Source organism: Streptomyces sp. NPDC093568 (genome assembly GCF_044764945.1).
In the GTDB taxonomy this organism is placed as follows: Bacteria; Actinomycetota; Actinomycetes; order Streptomycetales; family Streptomycetaceae; genus Streptomyces.
Genome location: NZ_JBIWJD010000001.1, coordinates 2,003,021 through 2,024,956, shown reverse-complemented (window position 1 = coordinate 2,024,956; position 21,936 = coordinate 2,003,021). Strand labels below are relative to the sequence as shown.

19 protein-coding genes are annotated in these 21,936 nt (G+C 72.3%); 8 read left to right on the top strand and 11 right to left on the bottom strand.

From position 1 onward, the window contains the following. Nucleotides 1–28: 28 nt before the first annotated feature. Nucleotides 29–1,525: a hypothetical protein gene (locus ACIRD7_RS07990; RefSeq protein ID WP_403451154.1), complete on the bottom strand. Its 1,497-nt coding sequence runs from the start codon at nt 1,523–1,525 to the stop codon at nt 29–31. Nucleotides 1,526–1,659: 134 nt separating this feature from the next. Between ACIRD7_RS07990 and ACIRD7_RS07985 the strand changes: the two genes are divergently transcribed. Beyond that, nucleotides 1,660–2,340 (top strand): nucleoside/nucleotide kinase family protein, encoded by a 681-nt coding sequence (locus ACIRD7_RS07985; RefSeq protein WP_403451153.1) that lies wholly within the window; start codon nt 1,660–1,662, stop codon nt 2,338–2,340. A gap of 8 nt (nt 2,341–2,348) precedes the next feature. Here ACIRD7_RS07985 and ACIRD7_RS07980 read toward each other — a convergent pair whose 3' ends face one another. From ACIRD7_RS07980 to ACIRD7_RS07955, 6 genes are all read right to left on the bottom strand, one after another. Then, nucleotides 2,349–4,181, bottom strand: a complete 1,833-nt coding sequence (locus ACIRD7_RS07980) for a hypothetical protein (RefSeq protein ID WP_403451151.1) — start codon at nt 4,179–4,181, stop codon at nt 2,349–2,351. 47 nt (nt 4,182–4,228) lie between these two features. Further along, a complete protein-coding gene (locus ACIRD7_RS07975) occupies nt 4,229–5,947 on the bottom strand; it encodes a hypothetical protein (protein ID WP_403451149.1) in 1,719 nt (572 codons plus the stop codon). Between the two features lie 2 nt (nt 5,948–5,949). Next, complete coding sequence (locus ACIRD7_RS07970) at nt 5,950–6,852, bottom strand: carbohydrate ABC transporter permease (RefSeq protein ID WP_403451147.1); 903 nt, start codon at nt 6,850–6,852, stop codon at nt 5,950–5,952. Beyond that, nucleotides 6,849–7,760 carry a carbohydrate ABC transporter permease gene (locus ACIRD7_RS07965; protein WP_403451146.1) on the bottom strand — a complete coding sequence of 304 codons (912 nt, stop codon included), beginning with the start codon at nt 7,758–7,760 and terminating at the stop codon, nt 6,849–6,851. Before ACIRD7_RS07965 ends, ACIRD7_RS07970 begins: the two co-directional genes overlap by 4 nt. 115 nt (nt 7,761–7,875) lie before the next feature. Continuing rightward, a complete protein-coding gene (locus ACIRD7_RS07960; protein WP_403451144.1) occupies nt 7,876–9,204 on the bottom strand; it encodes an extracellular solute-binding protein in 1,329 nt (442 codons plus the stop codon). A 276-nt stretch (nt 9,205–9,480) separates the two neighbouring features. After that, a complete protein-coding gene (locus tag ACIRD7_RS07955; protein ID WP_403451143.1) occupies nt 9,481–10,602 on the bottom strand; it encodes an ROK family protein in 1,122 nt (373 codons plus the stop codon). A gap of 310 nt (nt 10,603–10,912) precedes the next feature. Here ACIRD7_RS07955 and ACIRD7_RS07950 point away from each other — a divergent pair, with 310 nt between their 5' ends. From ACIRD7_RS07950 to ACIRD7_RS07930, 5 genes are all read left to right on the top strand, one after another. Next, on the top strand, nt 10,913–11,821 hold the full coding sequence (locus tag ACIRD7_RS07950) for a BadF/BadG/BcrA/BcrD ATPase family protein (protein ID WP_403451141.1): 909 nt from the start codon (nt 10,913–10,915) through the stop codon (nt 11,819–11,821). 107 nt (nt 11,822–11,928) lie between these two features. Then, nucleotides 11,929–13,854: a phosphatase PAP2 family protein gene (locus tag ACIRD7_RS07945; protein ID WP_403451140.1), complete on the top strand. Its 1,926-nt coding sequence runs from the start codon at nt 11,929–11,931 to the stop codon at nt 13,852–13,854. A gap of 93 nt (nt 13,855–13,947) precedes the next feature. Continuing rightward, nucleotides 13,948–15,627: an ArnT family glycosyltransferase gene (locus ACIRD7_RS07940; protein WP_403451718.1), complete on the top strand. Its 1,680-nt coding sequence runs from the start codon at nt 13,948–13,950 to the stop codon at nt 15,625–15,627. 80 nt (nt 15,628–15,707) lie between these two features. Next, a complete protein-coding gene (locus ACIRD7_RS07935; protein ID WP_403451138.1) occupies nt 15,708–16,631 on the top strand; it encodes a MurR/RpiR family transcriptional regulator in 924 nt (307 codons plus the stop codon). 396 nt (nt 16,632–17,027) lie between these two features. Further along, nucleotides 17,028–17,396, top strand: a complete 369-nt coding sequence (locus ACIRD7_RS07930) for a hypothetical protein (RefSeq protein ID WP_403451136.1) — start codon at nt 17,028–17,030, stop codon at nt 17,394–17,396. Between the two features lie 22 nt (nt 17,397–17,418). On the opposite strand, the gene ACIRD7_RS07925 is transcribed toward ACIRD7_RS07930, so the two are convergent. Together ACIRD7_RS07925 and ACIRD7_RS07920 are read right to left on the bottom strand one after the other, a co-directional pair. Continuing rightward, complete coding sequence (locus tag ACIRD7_RS07925) at nt 17,419–18,219, bottom strand: cellulose binding domain-containing protein (RefSeq protein WP_403451135.1); 801 nt, start codon at nt 18,217–18,219, stop codon at nt 17,419–17,421. 110 nt (nt 18,220–18,329) lie between these two features. Next, nucleotides 18,330–19,163, bottom strand: a complete 834-nt coding sequence (locus tag ACIRD7_RS07920) for a hypothetical protein (RefSeq protein ID WP_403451133.1) — start codon at nt 19,161–19,163, stop codon at nt 18,330–18,332. 152 nt (nt 19,164–19,315) lie between these two features. On the opposite strand from ACIRD7_RS07920, the gene ACIRD7_RS07915 reads away from it, so the two are divergent. After that, entirely contained in the window at nt 19,316–20,074 is a 759-nt protein-coding gene (locus tag ACIRD7_RS07915) for a TetR family transcriptional regulator (RefSeq protein ID WP_403451131.1), read from the top strand. Nucleotides 20,075–20,284: 210 nt separating this feature from the next. Continuing rightward, nucleotides 20,285–20,698 carry a Zn-ribbon domain-containing OB-fold protein gene (locus ACIRD7_RS07910; RefSeq protein WP_403451716.1) on the top strand — a complete coding sequence of 138 codons (414 nt, stop codon included), beginning with the start codon at nt 20,285–20,287 and terminating at the stop codon, nt 20,696–20,698. A gap of 46 nt (nt 20,699–20,744) precedes the next feature. Here the strand turns inward: ACIRD7_RS07910 and ACIRD7_RS07905 are convergent, their stop codons facing one another. Together ACIRD7_RS07905 and ACIRD7_RS07900 are read right to left on the bottom strand one after the other, a co-directional pair. After that, nucleotides 20,745–21,509 carry a hypothetical protein gene (locus ACIRD7_RS07905; RefSeq protein WP_403451129.1) on the bottom strand — a complete coding sequence of 255 codons (765 nt, stop codon included), beginning with the start codon at nt 21,507–21,509 and terminating at the stop codon, nt 20,745–20,747. Next, nucleotides 21,509–21,871, bottom strand: a complete 363-nt coding sequence (locus tag ACIRD7_RS07900; RefSeq protein WP_403451127.1) for a Gfo/Idh/MocA family oxidoreductase — start codon at nt 21,869–21,871, stop codon at nt 21,509–21,511. Before ACIRD7_RS07900 ends, ACIRD7_RS07905 begins: the two co-directional genes overlap by 1 nt. Nucleotides 21,872–21,936: the final 65 nt, after the last annotated feature.

Genomic DNA, 21,936 nt, shown 5'->3' with positions numbered 1-21,936 from the left:
CGGGGCCCGGCGAGGGACCGTTCGGGCGTCACGTGGTGGCGTCCGCACCCGGGGCCGGGGCGATACGGACCTCCAGGCCGTCGAGGCGGTGCCGTTTCCAGTCGCTCGCGTAGTGGGGCGGCTTGCGGCCGGGCACGGAGAGCACGCCGACCGGGACCTCGCGGGCGGTCCGCAGGATCTCCGCTCTGGTGATGTTGGCGTTGTGGCCGCGGATCGCGCCGGAGTGGCAGCCCGTGTAGTGGGCGACGGGGATCGCCTCGTGCCCGGTGAGCAGGCAGGGCGGGCGTACGCCGAGGCGGTGCAGGGCGGCGGCGGAGCGGGCCCAGTCGGCGCGGGCGGCGGCGGAGCGGTCCACGGTGCCGTGCAGGACGGCGTACTGCACGGCCAGATGTCCGGCGAGCCCGAGCGCGACGAAGGCGGCGACCGCCGGGCGCACGCGGCCGTTCGGCGCGGTGACGGCATGGAGCAGCGCGTCCGCGACCGGGACGGCGAGGAGGGCGTAGGCGGGCAGCAGGAAGCGGGGTGCCGCGTAGCCGATCAGGAACAGGTACGGGAAGGCCGCCGTCGCGGCGCAGGCCAGCGGGAGCAGCGTGCGCGCGGTGCGGCCGGCGCGGACCGCGACGATCAGGGCGCAGGCGGCGAGCAGGGGGAGCGCGAACCACCAGGCGAAGACGACCGGGTGGGGCGTCGCCACGTCGCAGGGCCGGCACAGGGTGCTGCCGGCGAGGCTGCGCAACTGGTCGTCGACGGCGAGGTTCCAGCCGAGGCCGCCCTGGATGCGGGAGGCCTGGTTGAGCCGCTCGCGCAGGCCGCCGTAGCTGACGTACGCCTCGATCACCCACGGGACACCGCCGGCCAGGAGGCCCGCCGCGAGGGCGGCCGCCGGCCGCCGGTGCCGTCTCACCGCCGCGAGGACGAGCAGGGGCAGGGTGACCCAGACGGCGTCGGTGGGCCGCATCCACGCCATCACTGCGGCGCCGGCCAGGACGCCCCACAGAGCCCGCCGGTCGAGGCGGTCGGCGCGGGCGCGCAGGAAGCAGCCGACGCAGAGCAGGGCGCCGAAGGCGACCCAGAGGTTGGGCATGGCCTGCGGGCCGTAGAAGAGGGTCACCCACAGGGTGGCGAACAGGGCGCCCGCGCCGGCCAGGACCCGGGCGGGGAACAGTCCGCGCCAGGCGCGCAGGCCCAGATACAGGCCGAGTCCGGAGAGGACGGCGAGATAGACCCGCAGCACTGTCGTGGACGACGACCAAGAGGCGACGGGCCACACCAGCAGCGGGACGCCGCGGGCGCGGGGTGCGCTGAAGAACGCCGCCGGGGCGTCGGCGGCGACCTGGCTGACGTAGACCACCTCGTCCCAGCCGAGGCCCATCGAGGGTCGTACGAGGAGGAGTTGGGCCAGGGTGAAGGCGGCGGCCACCGCGGCGAGCGGGCCTCGGCCGCGTGTCCGCCACGGCCTGCCGGACAGGAGCGCCTCGTCGTGCCGCCCCGCACCGACGAGCACGGGCTGCAAGCCCTGGACCATCGTCCACCCCTCACCCTGCGAGAACACAAAAGCACCGAGAGTACTGAAAACACGGACAAAATAACCCGCAGGGGGAGGGTGTGCGGAGCGCGGTTGGGCCGGACGGATGACACCGGGGTGCCACACTCTGCTGTGTGAGCGTGACCTTCGACTACCTCCTCGCCCGCGCCCGGTCCCTCCCCCGTGACGGCCGGCGGGCCGTCCTCGGCATCACCGGCAGTCCCGGGGCCGGCAAGACGACGCTGGCCGAACGCCTGGTGCGGGAGCTGAACGGCGCCGGGGAGCCGTGGGTCGCGCATGTGCCGATGGACGGCTTCCACCTCGCCGACGTCGAGTTGGAGCGGCTCGGGCGGCGGGACCGCAAGGGCGCGCCCGACACGTTCGACGCGGCGGGCTACTCGGCGCTGCTGCGGCGGCTGCACGAGGAGACGGACGGCGGCATCGTGTACGCGCCCGGCTTCGAGCGGGTGTTGGAGCAGCCGATCGCGGGCGCCGTCCCGGTGGAGCCGACGGCCCGGCTGGTCGTGACCGAGGGCAACTACCTGCTGCTGGACACGGGTGCGTGGGCCGGGGTCCGGCCGCAGCTGGACGAGGTGTGGTTCTGCGAGCCGGCCGAGCCGGAACGGCTGCGCCGGCTGATCGCCCGCCACGAGGAGTTCGGCAAGTCGCACGAGGAGGCGGTGGCCTGGGTGCTGCGTTCGGACGAGCGCAACGCGGAGCTGGTCGCCGCCACCCGGGACCGGGCCGACCTGGTGGTGCCGGCTACGGCGATGCCGTCCCCGCACGAGCCTCCGGCGGCCCGTGCGGGGGCGTGAAGCACCGGCTACCCGGCCCGCAGGGACAGCTCGGGCTGTCCGAGCGCGTCGCCCGCCGGATCACCGATCACGGCGGTGAAGGCCTCCGTACGGACCGTCAGGCCCGAGCCGTCGGAGGCGAAGTCGGGTGTGTGGGGACCCGCGCCTCCGTAGCGCACGGCGAAGACGTGCAGGTCCCCCGGGGCGCCCGGGGCGGGTCCGGCCTCCAGGGCGGTGGAGCTGATCACGTGGCTCCAGCCGAGGTCGGGGTTGCCGTAGCCGCGGGGGTCGGCCGCCAGGGCGAAGGCCGCCTCCTCCTGGGTCCGTTCCGCGCGGGCGTCGAAGTGGTCCGCGCCCTGTGGCTCCGGGTGGGTGAGGCGAAGCGGACCGGCGGACGTGACCGGGCCCTCGGCGACCCTGCGGATCCGGTCGCCGTCGTCGGCGGCGTACGGCAGACCGGCGAGCAGGTAGGGCGTTCCGGGCAGGCGTTGCACGGCGACCGTCATCCACAGGCGGGTGCCGTCGGTGACGTACAGGGACCGCACATGGCGCAGGACGTGGTCGCGGCCGACGACCGGCTTGGTGACCAGCTTGGCCGTGAGGCCGTCGGCGGTGATGTCGCGGACGCGCACCTCGCCCATCGGGCGGCAGTGCACGAAGCCGTCCGTGACCGGGCCGAAGCCGTGCTGCCGGTTGACGGCCGCCGGGAGGTAGTAGGTGCCCGCCGCCTCGATCAGCGACGGGGTCATCCGGTCGTCGAAGGCCACCGAGACCGTCCCCGCCCGCAGCTGGTGGCGGGCCGGGGTGCCGGAGGGCGTGCGGTGCCAGCGCGTGGTGTCCTGGGTCTGCCAGACCAGCATCCAGGCGAAGTGACCGTCGACCCCGCCGTCCGCCTGGACGGCGTGCCGGCCCAAGCGGGTGTCGCCTCGGTAGCGGCCGAGGTCGGAGCCGATCCGGGCGCCGAAGTAGCGCAGGCCGAGGACCGACTCGAAACCGCTGTGCTGTTCGCTGTAGCGCGGACCGCCGTTGTCGAAGCCGCCGCCGGGCAGGCGTGCGTCGATGTAGCGGGCGAGCGCGTCGCCGTCCTCGGCGAAGACCGCCTCGCCGCTGATCCGGTGCGCCTGGGCGAGGAAGGACAGGGAGATCGGGCCGTAGTTGTTGTCGTACGCACCGCCGTGCTCGGGGGGCAGCAGGGCGCCGCGGTCGGCGACCCGGTGGGCGCGGATCTCCTCCTGGTACAAGCCCAGGGCACGCTCGCGGACCGCGTCCGCGTCGGGTGCGGGCAGATGCCGGGCGAGCATCAGGCCGCCGACCACGCAGCCGATGGCCTGGTTGCCGGCCTCCTGCGGGTTGAAGAAGGTCGCCTCGGTCAGCCAGCGCCAGTAGCCGTGGGCCACGTCGAGAAGTTCGGCACGCTGCCCGTCCTCGACCAGCCCGTCCGCCAGATCCAGCAGGTTGACGGCCTGAAGGAGCGCCCACACGGTGCTGGGCCAGTCCCCGATGGGGTGCGCGCCGGCCGCGAGGGTGTAGCGGGCGTACGGCAGACCGAGGTCGCGCGCCCTCAGGTTCGGGTAACCGGGGTTGTCCCCGGTGTAGAGCCGCTCCCGCAGATGGAACGCCAGGCTGCGGCGCACCGCCTCGGGCAGGCGCGGGTCCTTGCCGCGCTGCCAGGCGAGGGCGAGGAGCGAGGTGACGCCGAGTGAGGTGTCACCGATGTCGTCGACGCAGTCCGGGTGTTCGAGGTTGCCCTCCGGCGTGAGCCGGGCCAGGGCCTGCTCGACGACAGCGGCGAGGACGGCGTCGTAGGCCTCAGGGGTGTCGGGGAGGTCGTGCAGGGCGCCGAGCTGGCGAGGCAGATGCACGGGTTCAGCCCTTCGTGCCGAGATGGCCTTTGCGTGGTTCGTCGGGGTCACACGACGAGTGCGGGTCGGCGGGCGTGCAGGGCGACGTTCAGGGTGTGCGGGCCGAGTCCACCAATGTAGACGCGGTTCCCGGTCGTCGCATCGGTGCCACCCACCAGGGTGTAGTCCTGGCCCGGGTCGTACCGCAGGACGTCGCTACGGTCCGGCCCGGCGAGCTCTTCGCCCGCCTCGACGTCGGCCTGGATCACGATCTCGTCGTCACCGACCCGGTAGGTCACCGGCTCGGTCGTCAGGCACCAGCGTCCGTCGCCGATCGGTACGGCGCCCTCGGGTACCCCGCCCGGACGGAAGGTCATCTCGAGGGACCAGGGCACCCGTGGTCCGCTGATGTCGATCCGCAGGTCGGCGCCGTCCTCCCTCAGGTCCACCTCGACGCGGGTCGTGTGGGAGACCTCGTCGCGAGGCCGGTCCGGGAAGGCCATCGCGGCCGAGAAGCGCCCCTCGTCCACCAGCCGGTAGGCGCCGTCCTCCCGCCCGAGCTCCGCCGGGAGCGGCTGGTAGTAGGCGGCCGTGAGGGTTTCGGTGAGCCGGTACCGGTGGTCGGCGAGCCGCTCCATGGAGGCGGCGCGGAACGGGCCCAGGTCGAAGAACCCGCGTGAGAGGCGGACCGCGTCGAGGACGGCGTCGCCGGCGAACAGGCGCAGGAACGTGGGATTGCAGGCGAGGCCCGAGCGGATGCGCCGGTGCTCGGGCACGTCGGAGCCGCCGTACACCACGGTGTGCGCGTCGGCGGAGGCGCGTGCCGCGAGGCGTGCGGTGGTGAGGTACCGGGCGCGCGGAACGGTCTCCGGGGCCGGGGCCGGCAGGGGGCGGCACAGCTCCGGGGTGAGGAGGGTCTGGGCGAGCAGGTCCGGGTCGTCGATGCCGCCGGCCGCCGCCAGCCGCGCCGCCCGGGCGAAGTCGCCGCGGCCGGTGCGGATCGCGAGCAGACGGTAGTGCGGCAGGTAGGGCGCCAGGGGGAACGGGTGGCTCTGGTCCTGCCGTCGCGAGTGGACGGTCTCCACCGTGCCGTCCGGCCTGATGAGGTCCAGCGTGGTGGTGAGATTGCGTTCCACGGCGGCCAGCAGGTCGGCCCGGCCGAGCACGTCGGCCAGCAGCAGCAGCGACGGGTTGGACACATAGGCGGCGTAGTTGGCGCTCCGCTCCGAGTACAGGCCCTCGGTGTCGATGTCGACGCCCTCGGCGAGCCACGCGTCGACACGGTCGAGCAGCCGGCTGTCCGGGAACGACCGGTGCAGCCGGGCCAGCGCCGCGCACAGCTCCCAGCGGTGGTTCGGGGTGTGCACCCCGCCCGTCCGCAGGCTGTCGGCGGCCGCACCGGCGATCTCCGCGAGGGCGGCGGCGACCTCGCCCAGTTCCGGCCCGCCGCCCGCGGCGATGACGTGCGCGTCGCACACGTCGTTGACGGTGAACGCGGAGTCCGGCGGTGACTGCACGTTGTCGCCGCCGGCGAAGAGGCCGGAGGCGGTCTGTACGGACCGCAGGGCGGTGAGGTGGGTCGTCGCGGCGGCGACGGCCCGCTCACTGCCGTGCAGCGTGGAGTCCTGCGCGCGGTACGCCGCCAGCAGTGTCTTCACCCGGTGCGCCAGACCGCGATGGGCGACACCGGCCGGCTCCTCGTCCGGGCGGGCCGCCGTCGGGACGGCCAGCCGGTCGGCGGCGCGGGCCGCCGCACGGACGAACTCGCGGTCGAGGGCGATCCGCACGGTCAGTCCTTCAGTCCGGCGTTGATGTCGGCGTTCATGACGTAACGCTGGAACACCAGGAAGACGAGGATCAGCGGGATCATGGAGATGACCGATCCGCCGAGCAGCACCGACCAGTTGATGTTCTGCGCGCCGACGAGGCTCTGGATGCCGATCTGCACGGTGAACTTGTTGGGGTCGTTGAGCATCAGCAGCGGCCAGATGTAGTCGTTCCACCGCCACTGGAAGGACAGGATGGCGAGGGTCAGCATGATGGGCCGGGAGATCGGCACCATGATCCGCAGGAAGATCGACAGTTCGCCGGCGCCGTCGATGCGCGCGGCTTCCACGAGTTCGTCGGGCACCGTCAGGAAGAACTGGCGGAACATGAAGCATCCGGTCGCGGTGAGCACGGCCGGGAGGATGATGCCGGCGAAGGAGTTGTAGAGGCCGAGGTCGCGGACCACCAGGAACGACGGGGCGAGCATGACCTCGCCCGGCAGCATCGTGGTGGCCAGGATGCAGATGAAGAAGGCCTTGAGCCACTTGTTGTCGTACTTGGCCAGGGCGTACCCGGTGCAGCAGCTGACTCCCACGGTGAGGATCGTGGTGATCACGCACACGATGGCCGTGTTGATGAAGTACTGCGAGAAGTTGGCGCTGTCCCACGCCGCTTCGAAGCCCGAGAGGGTGGGGTTGCGCGGAACCAGTGTCAGCGGATAGGAGAACAGGTCGCTGGCCGGCTTGAGGGAGCTGAGGATGAACCACAGCACCGGAAACCCGTACAGGCACGCCATGATCCACAGCAGTGTCGTCGCGGACACCGCCTGCCGGAGCCCACCGGTGGCCGTGCCGCGGGGCCGCTTCCTGGAGACTCTCCGTCCGGAGCCGACGTCGGCCGGGCGCGGGATGTCTGTGGTTGTCATCGGTTCTCCACCCGCCGGTTGACGATCAGCTGGATGATCGCGACGGCCATCAGGATGAGCATGAGCACGAACGACGCGGCGCTCGCGTAGCCGATCTGGCCCCGTTTGAAGCCGGTCTCGTAGATGTACTGAACGAGCAGGTTGTTCGAACTGCCGGGTCCGCCGTTGTTGAGGGCGACGAACACCGGGTACTCCTTCATCGCGTTGATCGTGTTGAGCAGGATGACGATGAACGAGGTGGGAGCGATGCTCGGCAGGGTGATGCTGAAGAACTGGCGCCAGGGGCCGGCGCCGTCGAGCGAGGCGGCCTCGTAGTACGACACCGGCACGTTCTTGATCGCCGCGATGAACAGCAGCATCGTGAAACCCGTCCAGGCCCAGGCCGCCGCCATCACCACGACGAGCAGCGAGAGGTCCGCGTTCGACTGCCACGGAACGGCGCCTCCGCCGAACTTCTCGATGACGTAGTTGACCAGTCCGAAGTTCTCGCCGAACATCCAGCGCCACAGGACACCCACGACGATGGGCGACAGCAGCCACGGGATGAAGAAGACGACGCGGGCGACCGACCCGCCCTTGGCGTGCTTGCTCACCACCAGGTTGGCGGCGAGCAGCGAGACCACGAAGTTCAGCGGCACGAAGAGCACGGCGTACAGCAGCGTCCGGGACAGCGCGTCGTAGAAGGTGGAGTCCCCGAACAGGTTGTCGTAGTTGTCCAGTCCGATGAACTGGAACGCCCCCACTCCGGTGTAGTTCGTGAAGGAGTAGATGAGCCCGATCACCGCCGGCCAGACGAAGAACAGACCGAAGAGCACGACGTTGGCCGCGATGAGGACGAGCGGCGCAAGGGTGTACTTGCTGCGTCTCCTGGGCGGGCTCACGGACACGTCCGAGGCGCGTTTTGTCATCTTCCTGACTCCGTGCTGGTGGAATGGATTGCTACGGGCTCACTCCATGAACCCGGCATCACGCGGGAGTACAGGGCCGGGCGGCGGGTCGCACTCCGCCGCCCGGCCCTGTGGCCTACGACGCGCCGCCGACCTGCTGGTTGTAGCCGGCCACGATGTTCTCCAGGGCCTTGTCGGGCGACTGCTGGCCGTTGATGGCCTTGCCGAGCTCCGTCTTCGTCGGGTCCTCGGTGAGGCTCTTGCCCTTCAGCACCCAGTTCGTCTGCGCGCTGTTGAAGTAGCCGGAGATCGGGGCGTAGAGCGGGATCGACTCGTTGTACAGCTTGAACGCCGCCTGCGCCGCCTCGGACTTGAAGGGGTAGGTCGGGTTCAGGCCGCTCTCGACGGGCAGGAAGCCGGACGCCTCGCACAGCGCCCGGTAGTGGGCCGGCTCGTACAGCCAGGACAGGAACTTCGTGGCGGCCTTGGCGGCGTCCGCGTTGTTGTTGAAGCCGACCGTCATTCCGCCGCTGTTGACGTCACTGGCCTGCACCGGCTGGGCGGGGGTCGGGACGCTCGCCCACTCGAACTTCTTGATGCTGTCCGCGAAGGCGGGGACCTGCCACACGCCGGACCAGTAGGCGACGACGTCGCCGCTCTGGAACATGGCGGACGGGTCGGCGCCGCTCGTCCACACCGACTTCGGCATGGTCTTGTCGTCGTTCCATCCGACGAAGGTGTTCACGGCCTTCTTGGTCGCCGCGTCCACCGAGAACTTGCCGGAGGAGTCCGCGTGGACGTACTTGCCGCCCATCTCGTACACCATGGCGCGCAGCCGGGAGGGCGACTGGTCGAAGGTGAGGGAGTACTTGGCGCCGGTCTTCTCGCGGACCTTGTTCGCCGCGGCGATGAAGTCGGTCCAGGTCCAGGTCTTCGACGGCTCGGTCGGGAAGGAGACGCCCGCCTTCTCGAACAGGGACTTGTTGATGAACATGCCGGACGCGGTGACGTCCGAGGGGATGGACAGCACCTTCCCGGACGAGTCCTTCGCCAGGAAGTTGGCGTTGATCTTGTTGCTCTTGTCGTTGGCGATGGCGCTGAGGTCGATCAGCTTGTTCGACCAGATCGGGTCCAGGGCCGGCACGGCCGCCACGTCGGGCAGGGAGTTCGCCTGCGCGGCGTTGTGCAGCTTCGTGGTGTAGCCGTCGTAGGGAATGTTGACGAGCTTGATGTCGACGCCGGCTTCCTTCTTGTACTGCGCCACCATCTTCTTCCAGCCCGCGTCCTGCCCCGGAACCGTGGAGATCCAGAACGTCAGCGACTTGGAGGTTCCGCCCGAGTCGGAACCCGACCCGCAGGCGGAGAGCAGCAGGGCACCTGCCGAGGCCACGGCAGCGAGGGGGACCAGGCGGCGCAGGCCGCCGCGGCCGAGTCGGCGGGAGCGCCGCACACCCACAGTGGTCATCTTCGATCCCTTTTCGTCGGAGGGGACGGAGCACGGCGCCGGCCGAGGCGGCACGGGTGCCATGTGCAGGAGGATTCACTTTCCGAGTGCGCGGCCTCGCCCGGCCGCGTCATCCTGAGGGGCCCGGGTCCCCGGCCGCTGTGGCCGTCGCCGCACGAGCACGCCCTGGTGCGGTTGCCGTACGTCGAGTACGGGCGGGACGCTTGCCCCAAGCCGGCGGTCCCGGCCGACTTAGAAAGCGCTTGTCCGGACATTGGCAGACCGAGTCCGAACCCGTCAATCCTTCGTCCGTGGCGCCTCGGTCACGGTTTGGACTCCTCTGGCGACCGCGAGCCGCGCCGCGCCCACGACGGTGCCGAGATCACCGACCTGGCTGCTGACCACTTCGGTGGGCCAGCTCAGCCGCTCCAGCTCGGCCCGCACACCGGGCAGGAGCTGCGCAAACGCGCCGGTGCTGCCGCCCAGGACGAGCAGCCCGGGGTCCAGTACGGCGGTCACGGCGGCGGCCAGCCGGCCCACGTCCACGGCGTGCCGGTCGACGATCGCGCGGGCTGCGGCGCGGCCCTGACCCGCGAGGGCGAAGAGCTCATCGGCCGTACGGGGGCACGGCCCGTCGGTGTCCGGCCAGGCCGCTGCGGCCCGTCCGAGCAGGGAGCGGGCCCCGATGTACTCCTCCAGGGCCTCGTGGCGCGGTTCCCGGTCGTCGTCCCACGGATAGGGCAGCCGGGCGAGTTCACCGGCGGCGCCGTTCGCGCCGGCCAGCACCTGCCCGCCGACGACGATGCCGAGACCGATGCCCACGCCGATGCGCAGATAGCCGAAGGTGTGGCGGCCCCGGGCGGCGCCTTCGTGCAGCTCGGCGAGGGCCGCGCAGTTGACGTTGTTCTCCAGGTGGACGGGCACCCCGGGCGGCAGCGCCACGGCCACCGCGTCGAAGACGGGACCGGCCTTGGCCGTGGCGGGGCGCATCCGCTGCGGCGCGGTGACGTCGCCGACGGCCACGACGATGGTGCGCAGCGGGGCATCGGGAGGGAGCGCCGAGAGCGCCTCGCGCACGACGTCGGCGGCGTCGTCCCGGGGACCGGTGGCCTCGGCCAGCAGGCTGCCGTCCAGTGCGCAGCCGCGCACCCGGGTGACGGCCGGACCGAGGTCGACGGCGAGCACGGCGCCCGCCGCCGGACCGAGCCGGTAGACGGCGGCGCTGCGGCCCGTACCGCCGGAGGAGGTGCCGGAGTGGGCCGCGAGGTGCACGCCCTCCAGCTCGGCGACGGCGGAGGACACCGTCGGCTTGGACAGCCGCGCGAGACTGGCGAGCTGCGGCCGCGTCGCGGTGCCGGCCTGGGCCAGCACGGCGAATACGGCGCTGGCGCTTTCGGTCAGACGGGGGGCTCTCGCCACGTCGTGTTCCACACTTCCCCCAGGTCACAGGCCGCTCTCCGGCGCCGATCGACTCGGCGGGAGGGCAGCGGTGGGTTCCTGGCGTCGCGCGCTCCCGACCCGGACAACAGGCCGGGGAAGCCGAGTGCGTGACGCCTATTGACAGGCACTGTACTTCGTTAGTTAACTTCCTAACGAAGGTCACGGTACTCGCCTGCCGTGGTCCGTCCAGAGGCCCGTCCCGGGGCTTCCCTAGCTCTTCACCTGTCATGCCCTTCCGGCACGGTTCGCCCGCCGTCGCAGCACCCAGCGCACCGACGAAAGAGGATCCGTGCAGGACACCCCTTTGTCCGGCCCTCTGGTGGTCGGCATCGACGTGGGCGGCACCAAGACCCATCTGCGCGCGCTTACGGGCGACGCCGTCGTGGCCGATCACGTCCGTCCCAGCAACGGCTGGCGGCCCAGTGACCCCGTGGCCGCCGCCGGCTGGCTGGCCGCACTGCTCACCGAGGCCCTCCCCAGGGGCATGCGCCCGTCCGCTCTGGCTGTCGGCGCCCATGCCTGCGAGACCGCGCGCCAGTGCGCGCAGATCCGCACCGCCCTCCAGCTCCACCTCGACGTCCCCGCGTCGGTCCTGGGCGACGCCGAACTGCTCGTGCCCGCCGCGGGCCTGGACCGGGGGGTCGGCCTGGTCGCCGGCACCGGGTCCGTCGCGGTGGGCCGCCTCCCCGACGGTACGGCCGTCCAGGTCGGCGGCTGGGGCGCTCTCCTCGGCGACGAGGGCGGCGGCGCCGGTCTCGTCCGCGAGGCCGTGCGCGCCGTATGGGCGGCCCACGACCGCGGTGAACGGCCGGACGCGCTCGCGCTCGGCCTGCTCGCCGCCTTCGACGTCCCCGAGGTACCCGGGCTCGGCGCGGCCCTGGAGGCCGCCACCGCTCCCTCCGCCGAGTGGGGCCGGCACGCTCCGGCCGTGTTCGCCGCCGCGGAGGCCGGTTCGGATCTGGCCCGCACGGTCGTGGCCGATGCCGGTGGCGCACTGGCCGCGCTGGTGGCACGGCTCGCCGCCCGTGGGGTGGTGGTGGACGACGTCGTCGTCGCGGGCAGCACGATCCTCGCCCAGCCCTCGCTGTACGACGCCTTCACGTCGGCGCTCGCCGAGGGCGTTCCCGCGGCACGCGCACGGCCGCTGCGGGCGGCGCCCGTCGAAGGGGCCGTGGCGATGGCCCGTTCACTCGCATGACGTTTCCCGGTCGTCGAGTCACCCCTGCTCCGAAGTGACTCGGCCGTAGATCTTCGCTCGTACGACTCCCGGCCGCACGGCCGCAGAACTCAAGAGAGGCCCTACCCATGCCGTCATCCGCCGGGCAGCACACCGCCGCGGACGCCATGCGACGACGGGGGTTCCTGAAGACCTCCCTCGGCGCCTCGGCCGGCGTCCTGGCCGCCCCCACGTTCGCTTCCTGGCTGACCGCCGCGGACGCGAAGGCCGCGACCGCCCCCGCCGCGTTCGTCGACGACTACAGGACGAACGTCACCGCGAACCAGACGCCCGAGACCAACGCGGTGATCCGGATCCTCGGCGGCTTCGCGAAGGTGTGGAAGACCGGCGGCGCCTGGAACACCGGCATCCCTCTGCTGCCCGAGGTGCTGCGCGCCAACGTGCGCTACTGCGCCCGGATCACCGCCGCGCGCACGGACGCGCAGGCGAAGGAGGCCTTCATCGTCGACCGGCAGCACCAGAGCTACTCGGTGATCGCCGGGCTCGGATCGCTGGCCGACCTGTACAAGTCGGGTGCCAGGGCGGTCACTTCGATCACCGGGGCGCCGGACGGCACGCCCGCCGGGAAGATCAGCGACGCCCTGCCTGCCGACGCGCCGGCCGGATCCGCGATCGGAGCGGGGTCGTACGACTCGGACCTCGGCAAGGTGGCCAGGCTGGTCGACACCGTGCGCGGCCCGTTCGCCTCCGGCAACCCGGCCAAGTTCGCCTTCCAGTACCCGCGTCCGTGGCGGTTGAACGAGGACAGCGAGGTCGTCGACACCGGCGAGAAGGACGCGTTCGGCTTCCCCGTCTACGAGTCGGACGTGGTCGTCGCCCCGCAGCTGCTGCGCCAGCGCGGGGAGACGGCGGCCGAGGACGGCGGCTTCCCCAGCGGGCACACCAACGCCCTGCACCTGGCGGCCCTGGCGTACGCCTACGCCGTGCCCGAGCGGTTCCAGGAGCTGGTGACCCGGGCCTTCGAGCTCAGTCACACCCGCATCGTGGCGGGCATGCACTCCCCCGTCGACGTCCTCGGCGGTCGCGTCATGGCCACCGCTCTGGCCGCCGCCGCGCTCGTCGACCCGGCCAACGCCGAACTCAAGGCCGCCGCCCGCGCCCAGGCCCTGGCGTACTTCCAGGAGCGCACCGGCACGACCGCCGACACTCTCTACGCCTACGCCCACTCGGCCGGCCCCGCCGGCGACCCCTACGCCGACCGGGAGGCCAACGCCCGTACGGTCCGGCCCAAGCTGACGTACGTCCTGACCCGGGAGGGCCGCGACCGGCCGCTGACCGTGCCGAAGGGCGCCGAGGTGCTGCTGGAGACGCGTCAGCCGTATCTGACCGCGGCCCAGCGCCGCGAGGTGCTGCGCACGACCGCGCTGCCCGCCGGGTACGTCCTGCTCGACGGCTTCGAGCAGTGGGGGCGGCTCGACCTGTTCAGCGCCGCCGACGGTTACGGGGCCTTCGACGCGGAGGTGACCGTCACGCTCGACGCGGGGGCCGGCGGGTTCGGCGCGGCGGACAGCTGGCGCAACGACATCCGCGGCGAGGGCGGTCTGACCAAGCGCGGCACCGGCACCCTCACCCTGACGGGACACAACCGGTACCACGGCGGCACCGTCGTCGAGGACGGTGTGCTGGTCGCTGCGTCCGCCAACGCCCTCGGGCAGGGCGACGTACGGGTGGTGGGCGGCACGCTGCGCGCCGACAAGGTGCTGCGGGTGCGCGGTGCGTACGTCCAGGAGGGCGACACGCGGCTGGAGCTGCTCGTTCGCCGGAACCACGGGCCGGCCCTCGAGGTGTCCGGCCGGATCGTGCTGGGCCGGGGCGGCGTGCTGTCGCTGCGCCTGGACGCGGAGCGTCCGCCGGTCGCGGGGACCACGGTCCGGGTGATCGAGGGGCAGCGGCTGTGCGGGCAGTTCACCCGGGTGGAGCTGAACTCGGACACGCTGCGGGCCGTACCCGTCTACACGACGGAAGGTCTGTCGGTACGACTCCTGAGGCGGTGACGCCGTCCCCGGCGGGAGCTGATGCAGAGTAGGCCCATGGGCCGGCTCCGGATCAGCTTCCGCCAACGGGGGGCCGCGGGCGCCGCGGAGCGGATGATGGCGCTCGAACAGCACGCGGCCCCGGCCCCCGGGGAACTCTGCGACCCGTCCGGCGCGCGGCCCGCGCGGCCCGCCGCCGGGCGGTGGCTGCTGCCGCTCCTCGTCGTGGTGCTGCTGGGCCAGATGGCCGTCGCGATGGTGACGACCGCGGTCGAGCAGACCCCGACGATCGACGAACCGGTGTACGTGGGCACGGCGGCCGAGTACCTGCACGAGCACCGGGTGGTCCACAACCCCGAGCATCCGCCGCTGGGCAAGCTGGTCGTCGCGGTCGGGGTGGCGCTCGCCGATCCGCACGTCGATCCCTCCTTCACCGGCGACCAGGGCCGGCTGGGGCGCCATCTGCTGTACGAGTCCGGGAACGACCCGTGGCGCCTGATGCTGTTCGCCCGGCTGCCCGTGATCGCCCTGACGCTCGCCTTCGGGCTGGTCGTGTTCGCCTTCGCACGTGAACTCGCGGGCCGGGCGGGTGGTTCGGCGGCGCTCGGGCTGTACGTCTTCTCCCCCGACCTCATCGCGCACGGCTCGCTGGCCACGCTGGACGTGCCGGCGGCCGGGTTCGTGCTGACGTCGGTGTGGCTGCTGTGGCGGGCCCGTCGCCGGCCCCGGCTGCACGTACCGCTGGCCGGCGCCGCGCTGGGTGCGGCCCTGGCGACGAAGATGAGCATGCTCGCGGCGGTTCCGGTGCTGGTGGCGCTCGCCGGGCTGTCGGTGTGGTGCGCGCGGGTGCCCTCCGAATCGCGCCGGCGGGCGCTCGGCCGGGCCGTCGCCTGCGCGGCCGCCATGGCGCTGGTCGCCGTGGCCGTCGTATGGGTGTCGTATCTGCTGGTCGATCCGCGGCTGCGCTGGGCGCCGGAGCAACCCGTGCCCGCGGTCCGCGGATTGCGGGGACTCGCCGTGGACCTGCTGCCGTTCCCGGAGGCGTACCGGGACGGGATGCGGGTCCAGTTCGACTTCGAGGACTACCCGTGGGAGGGCTTCCTGTTCGGCCGGCTCTACACGGGCTCGCTGTGGTACTACCTGCCGGCCGCGCTGCTGGTGAAGACACCGCTCGGCATGCTCGTCCTGTGGGCGGCGGGCACGGTCACCCTGGTGGCCGTACGGCGTTTGCGGCCCGCTGCGCCCTATCTACTGGTCCCCACCGCCGTGCTGCTCGGCGCGGCCATGCTCGGGTCGCGGGACTTCGGCACGCGCTACGCCGTCTTCGTGCCGATGTTCCTGGCGGTGGCCGCGGGTTGTGTGCTCGCGGTGCGGTGGCGGTGGGCACCGGTCGCCGTCGGGGCGCTGGTGCTGTTCGTCGCGGTCAGCTCGCTGCGGACGTTCCCCTACTATCTGCCGTACTCCAACGAGGCGTTCGGCGGTCCGGCGAAGACGCGGCTGCGGCTGCACGACTCGAACGTGGACTGGGGCCAGGACCTCGGCAGGCTCGCCGACCGGCTGCGCGAGCGGTACCGGGGGGAGCGGATCTGGCTCGTGTACAAGGGCAGCGGAGTGCCGTCGTACTACGGCATCCGCGCGGCCGATCCGCGCAAGGTGCCCGTCCGTGAGGTGCGCGGGCTGCTGGTCGTCTCGGACTCCTCGGTGGCCAAGGCGACCGGGCGGCTGGCCGAACTGATCGACGGCAGTCGGCCGATCGACTCGGTCGGCCACTCGATCACGATCTACCGCAGGTGAGCGCGGGCTCGGGAGCGCACCTGGTCGCCACAGTGTGTGAGCTATGTTGAAGCACTGTGGGAGACAAAAGAGGCGCACCGGTGCCATCGCCTCAGCAGGCACGCGCTCAGGCATCCGCCATCACCTCGGGCAAGACGGTCCCGGAGACCGAGGCTTCACCGACTTCCCAGCTCAGGACGCTCTTCGACCAGCCCCGGCTCTCCCCCGGGCAGCGGCGCATCGCCCAGTACCTGATCGAGCACATCACCGAGGCGGCGTTCCTCTCGATCACCGATCTCGCGGAGCGGGTCGGCGTCAGCCAGCCGTCGGTGACCCGGTTCGCCGGCGCGGTCGGCTTCAGCGGTTACCCCGCGCTACGGGAGAAGCTCCAGTCGATCGCCCTCGGGGCGCTGGCCGGCGGGCCTGCGGCGGCCGAGGAGAACGGCGCCAACGAGCTGCAGTCGGCCGTGGACGCCGAGATCGAGAACCTGGAGAACCTGCGGCGCGACTTCGCCGACCCCGACCAGGTCATCGACATCGGCCGCAAGCTGTCCCGGTCGACCCCGCTGACCATCCTCGGGCTGCGCATCTCCGCCTCGCTCGCCGAGTACTTCGCCTACGCCGCCCGCCGTATCCACCCCGACGTCCGGCTGGTGACCCGGGGCGGCAGCGTCGCCTACGACGCGCTGCTCCAGTCGCGCGAGGCGGGCGGGACGTGGGTGCTGGCGTTCTCCATGCCCCGGCACGCGCACGAGACCCTCACCGCGGTGCGGGTCGCGCGCAGCGCCGGGCTGCGGGTCGCCCTGGTCACCGACCTGGCGCTCGGGCCGGTGGCCGACACGGCCGACGTCGTCTTCGCGACGGGGACCGGATCACGGCTGGTCTTCGACTCGTACGCCGCGCCGGGCGTGATGGCGTCGGCGCTGCTGCAGGCCATGACCGACGCCGACCCGGAGCGGACGCAGGCGCGGCTGGAGGACTACGAGCAGATCTCCGACGAGCACCAGTTCTTCCTCAGGGACTGACCCCGGAGACCGACCTCCAGGGACCGATCCCCCGATCCGTTGAAAACAGGACCACAGTGGAAGCATTCACCTCAAATCACGCATGAATGTTTTCATACGTCTTGCAAACCAGACGGCATATATAAATACTTCACACGCAACATCCGCCCGCCGAAAGCAGCCGGTCCGCTCATGCGCACGTCACCCCATCCGTCGTGCGACCTCCGTCTGCCTTTCCGGGCTCCCTCGCGAACAGCCGCGGCCGCCGTCTCCTACCCGCGTCGGCGCTCCGGCTGTTCGGTCGGGCATCGCCTGCGCGAGCGCCCGTGGCGGCGGCCCCGGTCATCCCCTAGGCCGGGGCCGCCCCGACCCCGTCGGAAACCCCAGACGACGCCGCACACCCGGAAGCGATGGACCATGCCTCTGACGACCACGCGCATCAGCTCGGACTGGCCGTGCCAGGTCAAGACCCCCGGCTCCTACGACTGGGAACGCTCGGCCGCCAAGTGGCTGCGCGAGCTGGTGCCGGCCCGCTACGCCAGCTATCCCGCGCTGATCCGCCACCCCGTGCTGCTGGCCCGGCACGCGCAGATCCAGGTCCAGAACGAGATCCGGGTCGCGCGCACCGCCCTGCAGACCGCGCGGGCCGACCTGCCCGCGCTCGGCATGCCCGAGTCGGTCATCGAGCACACCATCAAGCTGTACGCCGCGGAGGTCATGCAGCTGCAGCACATCGCCCGCAGCGTGCGCGCGGTGTCCCAGGCGCTGGTCACCCAAGGGCGCTGAGGCGTCGCCCGCGCCCCTGATCTCAGGAGGCATCGGCCGTCGCCGCGCAGGTGACCGTGGCCGACGGCTGTCCGGCCGGGCCCGAAGTCGCGGCGAGGAAGCCGAAGGTGACGCTCGCGCCGGGCGCCAGGGTGCCGTTCCAGGCCGCGTTGGTGACGGTCGCTCCGCCGTCCGGACGGGCGGAGAGGGTGCCGTCCCAGACCTGGGTGAGGCGGGCGCCGTCGGGCGGTACGACCGTCGCGGTCCAGCCGGAGGCCGAGGCCGCGGGCGCGTTGGTCACCGTCACCTCGCCCTGGAAGCCGCCGTCCCAGCTGTTGACCGTCCGGAAGGACGCGGTGCACGCGGGGTCGTCGGCCGTGCCGCCGCCGGGGCCGCCGGGAGCGGGCCGGTTGGGCTCGGCCGATGCGGAGGCCGATGTCGAGGCGGTCGCCGAAGGAGCCGGGTTCCGGGCCTCCTTGTCCTTCTCGCCGCCGGACAGCAGCAGCGCGCCGCCGAAACCGACGACCGCCGCCGCGGTCACCGCTACCGCGACCGCGGTCCGGCGAAATCCGGGACCGGAACCGGGCGGGACCCGGCGGGACCCGGGCCGGGCACGACCGCGCGGGTCGATTGAAGTCTGCTCGCTGACAGCGGGCAGTTCCTGCGTCGCCTCCTCGGCGCCGGGCAGGGGCGGAGGGACGGCCACGTCCTCGTAGCCGCCCTTCTCCTCCTCCCACTCCCGGAAGAGCTCCGCGAGGGCGTCGGTGCGGCGAGGGCGCAGGACGCGGATCGGTTCCAGGGCCGGGCCTTCGTCCGGCTCCTCGGGGTCGGGCCGTGTGGACACGCCGCTCTCCTTCCGTCCCCGTCGGCACGGGGCTTCGCCAATCCCCGGGGAGTGATACGGGGTTGGCGTCCCGCCGGTTCAGCGCGGGCGGGGTGAGCGGGTGCGCGTGGTCAGGCGGCCGCGGCGAGGAATCGGTGCAGGGACGCCTTGAGCGCGGTGACGAAGGCGTCCCGCCGGGTGTCGTCCAGGGCGTCCAGGGACAGGTAGGGGTTGAGGTCCTCCAGCTCGACCAGCAGGAGTTCACCCCCGGGGGCGCGGCAGGCGTCCACACGCTGGATGCCGTGGCCGAGGCCGTTCCACTCGATGAAGCGCCGGGCGAACTCCAGGTCGCCGTCGGTGGGTTCGTACGGCTCCAGCTGCCAGCGCCGGTCGGTGTGCGGCGCGTGGAGGGCGTACTGGAAGTCGTGGTCGACGTAGTAGAACGAGACCTCGTAGGCGAAGTCGACGCACGGCTGGACCAGGACGTCCCCGTCGACCGACTCGCGCACGCCGTCCGCCGGCACGATCCTCAGCCCCATGGAGTCGGCACCCCGTTTGGGCTTGACGACATAGCGGTCGGCCTCCGGCAGGCGGTCCAGGTCCTCGACGCGGTCCACGGTGGGGATGACCGGATACCCGGCGGCGGTCAGGTCGAGCAGGTACTGCTTGCCGGCCATGTCCGCCCGGCCGCTGAGCGGGTTGTAGACGCGCGTCCCGGCGGCTCTCGCCCGGTGGCGGAAGTCGTCGTACGCCTCCTGGTAGGTCAGGACCGGGCCGCTGTTGCGGACGACGACCGCGTCGAAGGAGTCCATCAGCGCGGCCGCGTCCCGGGGGTGGCACAGGGCGAGGTCGAAGTCGTCGCGCAGCCGGGAGGTGAGGAGGATGTCCTCGTCGCAGTAGCGGCGCCCGCGGGCCGGGTAGGCCAGGTCGGTGACGTACAGGATGCTCGGTCGGGCGGGCGGCATGCGGTGCTCCTGGGCTGCGGGTGGCAGGAGATCGTAGACAGAGCGGTACCCGCCGGACAACCGCCGGGGCGGCCGGCGGGCGGGAGCACTCAGTTCCCTCCCGTGGCAGCACTGAGTGCCATCTGTCCACCTCCGGGTGCTACGTTCCGTCCATGAGCTCCAGCAGCGCGGCGGCCGGCCGCGGCCACAACCCCGAGAAGCCGGACCCGGCGGACGCCTCGACGTCGAAGCCGCCGATGCGGGACGCCCTGGTCGCGGCGGCCTTCCGGCTGTTCCTGGAGCGCGGCTACGAGCAGACGACCGTCGACGACATCGTGGCGCTGGCCGGCGTCGGGCGGCGGTCGTTCTTCCGCTACTTCCCGTCCAAGGAGGACGTGGTCTTCCCGGACCACGAGCGCTGCCTCGCCGACATGACCGCCTTTCTCGCCGCGAGCGACGACGAGCACGAGCCGGTGCGTCGGGTGTGCGACGCGGCCCGGCTGGTGCTGCGCATGTACGCCGAGAACCCCACCTTCTCCGTGCAGCGCTACCGGCTCACCAAGCAGGTCCCCGGACTGCGCGCGTACGAGCTGTCCGTCGTCTGGCGCTACGAGCGCGCCCTGGCCGAGTACCTGCGTGCGCGCTTCGCCGGGCGGCGGGACGGCACGCTCAGGGCCGATGTGATCGCCGCCGCCGTGGTCGCGGCCCACAACAACGCGCTGCGCTCCTGGTTGCGTTCGGACGGGCAGGACGACGCGGGCGCCGCCGTGGACCACGCCCTCGGGTACGTACAGTCCACCTACGGCGCCGCCCCTCCCCCGGCCCCCGCCCCGGCCGAGCAGCCCGACGACGTGGTGGTCGTGGTGTCCCGGCGCGGCGCCCCGCTGTGGCGGGTGGTCCAGGAGATCGAGGCCACGCTGCACCGCGGCTGATCCCAGCCGTCGGGCCCCCAAGACTCCGGGGTCCGAGACTCAGGGGTCCAGGATTCGGGATACCCAGATTCAGGGGTACCGAGTGCCTTTACGTGTGGCACTGAGTGCCATACGCTGACGGTGTGCACGGTGGCACGGCGAACCGGGCACGTGCGTGCACGGGCGGCCCGCGCACGTGGGATTCCGGCCTAGCGCAGGGAGTTGACCAACGTGTACCACCACTCAGGAAGCGTGGCTCACCAGTCCGCCGGCTTCGCGGCAGGCGTGCTCGACCGCATGCCCTCCGACACGGAGGCCATCGTCTTCCAGCGCTGTACCTGGTGCCACACCGCCATGTACCACCGGCTGCTGTGCCCGGTCTGCCAGGGCAGCGACCTGCGCACGGAGCGCAGCGAGGGCGTGGGGACCGTCCGTCACTCCACGGTGGTCCACCGCAACAGCCCCGCCGCCCGGAATGTGTCGCTGATCGAGATGGCCGAGGGGTTCGTGGTGCGCGGCCGGGTCATGGGCCCGCCCATCGGCATCCACAGCGGTGACCGGGTCCGACTGTCCACGGCGCAGGACCCGGTCCGGGGCGAGCCGGTGTTCCAGCTGATCGACGAGCCCTACCGGGCCTGGACCTGATCCCCCGGTCCGGCTGAGCCCTCCTACAGTCCGGGCACCAACTCCCTTACATCGACGGGCCGTTCCGTCTCGAAGCACCGGTTCGCGGCCAGTCCGACGGCCAGGGCCGGCGCGCCGACGCGCCGTCGCGTTCGGTTGCCGTGGGGTGCGCCGCAGCGGCCTTGTCGGCCGGTCGTGCGGGATCGACGGGGCCGAACAGGGCGTCGAGCATCCGTGGGTCTCCCCCGCCGTGCGCCTCGTGGGCGGTCACGAGGGGGATGTCCACTGGAGGGCGCCACAGCGGGCGCAGCGTCAGCCGTGCCCCGCCCGCGTGCTCGGCGGCCGTGTCCCCGTGCGGCGCTCCGCTCGCCGCACCGACCCGGGTCGCGGGCGGCTGCCAGCGGCTCTCCTCGACCTCCAGTTCCAGCCGGCCCGCGCTGCCGCTGAACATGCCCCGGTAGCCCTCCCACGGGGAGTACGCGCTGAGGTGGTACGTCATCGTCGCGCCCGTGGCGTATCGCACCAGCACGGCCATGTCGTCCTCGATGGCGACGGGCCCGCCGAAGACGTTGCGGTCGCGGACGTACCCGTCGTCCCACTCCTCGTCGAGGCAGAGGGCGCGCAGGGTGTCGTTGGCCGCCAGGTCCAGGGCGAAGGAGTCGTCCGCGGCCCGGTCGGCGCCGTGTGCGCGCTCGTAGTCGCGGCGCAGTCCGTGGCGTTCGCCCGCCTCACGGCCGTAGAAGGCGAGCCGTCCGTAGCCGAAGACGTCCCTCGGCTCGTCCGCGAGCCACCGGTTGACCAGGTCGAGGTGATGGCTCGACCTGTGCACCATCAGGCCGCCGCTGCGGTCCTTCTCCCGGTGCCGGCGACGGAAGTGGTCCGCACCGTGACGCGGCAGCCCGCCTCGAGGGCGGGGACGATGTAGCGGTCGTGCTCGGCGTCGACGGTGGTGACGACGACCTCGTCGATGTCCTCCTCGGCGAGCATCTCGGCAAAGCGGCCGGGCTCCCACCGGGCGGCGGCGGGCTCCCCCGCCTCGGCAGCAGCCCGTTGTGGAAGGCCATGCGGGTGGGGGGCGGGGTCGCACAGGGCGGCGACCACGTGGCCGGGGCGTTCGGCGAGGGCGCGGGTGAAGGTCTGGGCGCGGTGGCCGGTGCCGACAACGGCGGCGCGGCGCTGGGGAGTTCGGCTCATCGGGGTGGCCTTTCCCGTGTATCGCCCCTCCACTCCCGACCACCGGGCCGTTGGGCACCGCCCTG

Excerpts from the sequence above, each read along its gene's own strand:
- ACIRD7_RS07990 (WP_403451154.1), bottom strand. The coding sequence starts at position 1,525 with ATGGTCCAGGGCTTGCAGCCCGTGCTCGTCGGTGCGGGGCGGCACGAC.
- ACIRD7_RS07970 (WP_403451147.1), bottom strand. The coding sequence starts at position 6,852 with ATGACAACCACAGACATCCCGCGCCCGGCCGACGTCGGCTCCGGACGG.
- ACIRD7_RS07965 (WP_403451146.1), bottom strand. The coding sequence starts at position 7,760 with ATGACAAAACGCGCCTCGGACGTGTCCGTGAGCCCGCCCAGGAGACGC.
- ACIRD7_RS07960 (WP_403451144.1), bottom strand. The coding sequence starts at position 9,204 with ATGACCACTGTGGGTGTGCGGCGCTCCCGCCGACTCGGCCGCGGCGGC.
- ACIRD7_RS07945 (WP_403451140.1), top strand. The coding sequence starts at position 11,929 with ATGCCGTCATCCGCCGGGCAGCACACCGCCGCGGACGCCATGCGACGA.
- ACIRD7_RS07940 (WP_403451718.1), top strand. The coding sequence starts at position 13,948 with ATGATGGCGCTCGAACAGCACGCGGCCCCGGCCCCCGGGGAACTCTGC.
- ACIRD7_RS07930 (WP_403451136.1), top strand. The coding sequence starts at position 17,028 with ATGCCTCTGACGACCACGCGCATCAGCTCGGACTGGCCGTGCCAGGTC.
- ACIRD7_RS07920 (WP_403451133.1), bottom strand. The coding sequence starts at position 19,163 with ATGCCGCCCGCCCGACCGAGCATCCTGTACGTCACCGACCTGGCCTAC.
- ACIRD7_RS07915 (WP_403451131.1), top strand. The coding sequence starts at position 19,316 with ATGAGCTCCAGCAGCGCGGCGGCCGGCCGCGGCCACAACCCCGAGAAG.
- ACIRD7_RS07905 (WP_403451129.1), bottom strand. The coding sequence starts at position 21,509 with ATGGTGCACAGGTCGAGCCATCACCTCGACCTGGTCAACCGGTGGCTC.
- ACIRD7_RS07900 (WP_403451127.1), bottom strand. The coding sequence starts at position 21,871 with ATGAGCCGAACTCCCCAGCGCCGCGCCGCCGTTGTCGGCACCGGCCAC.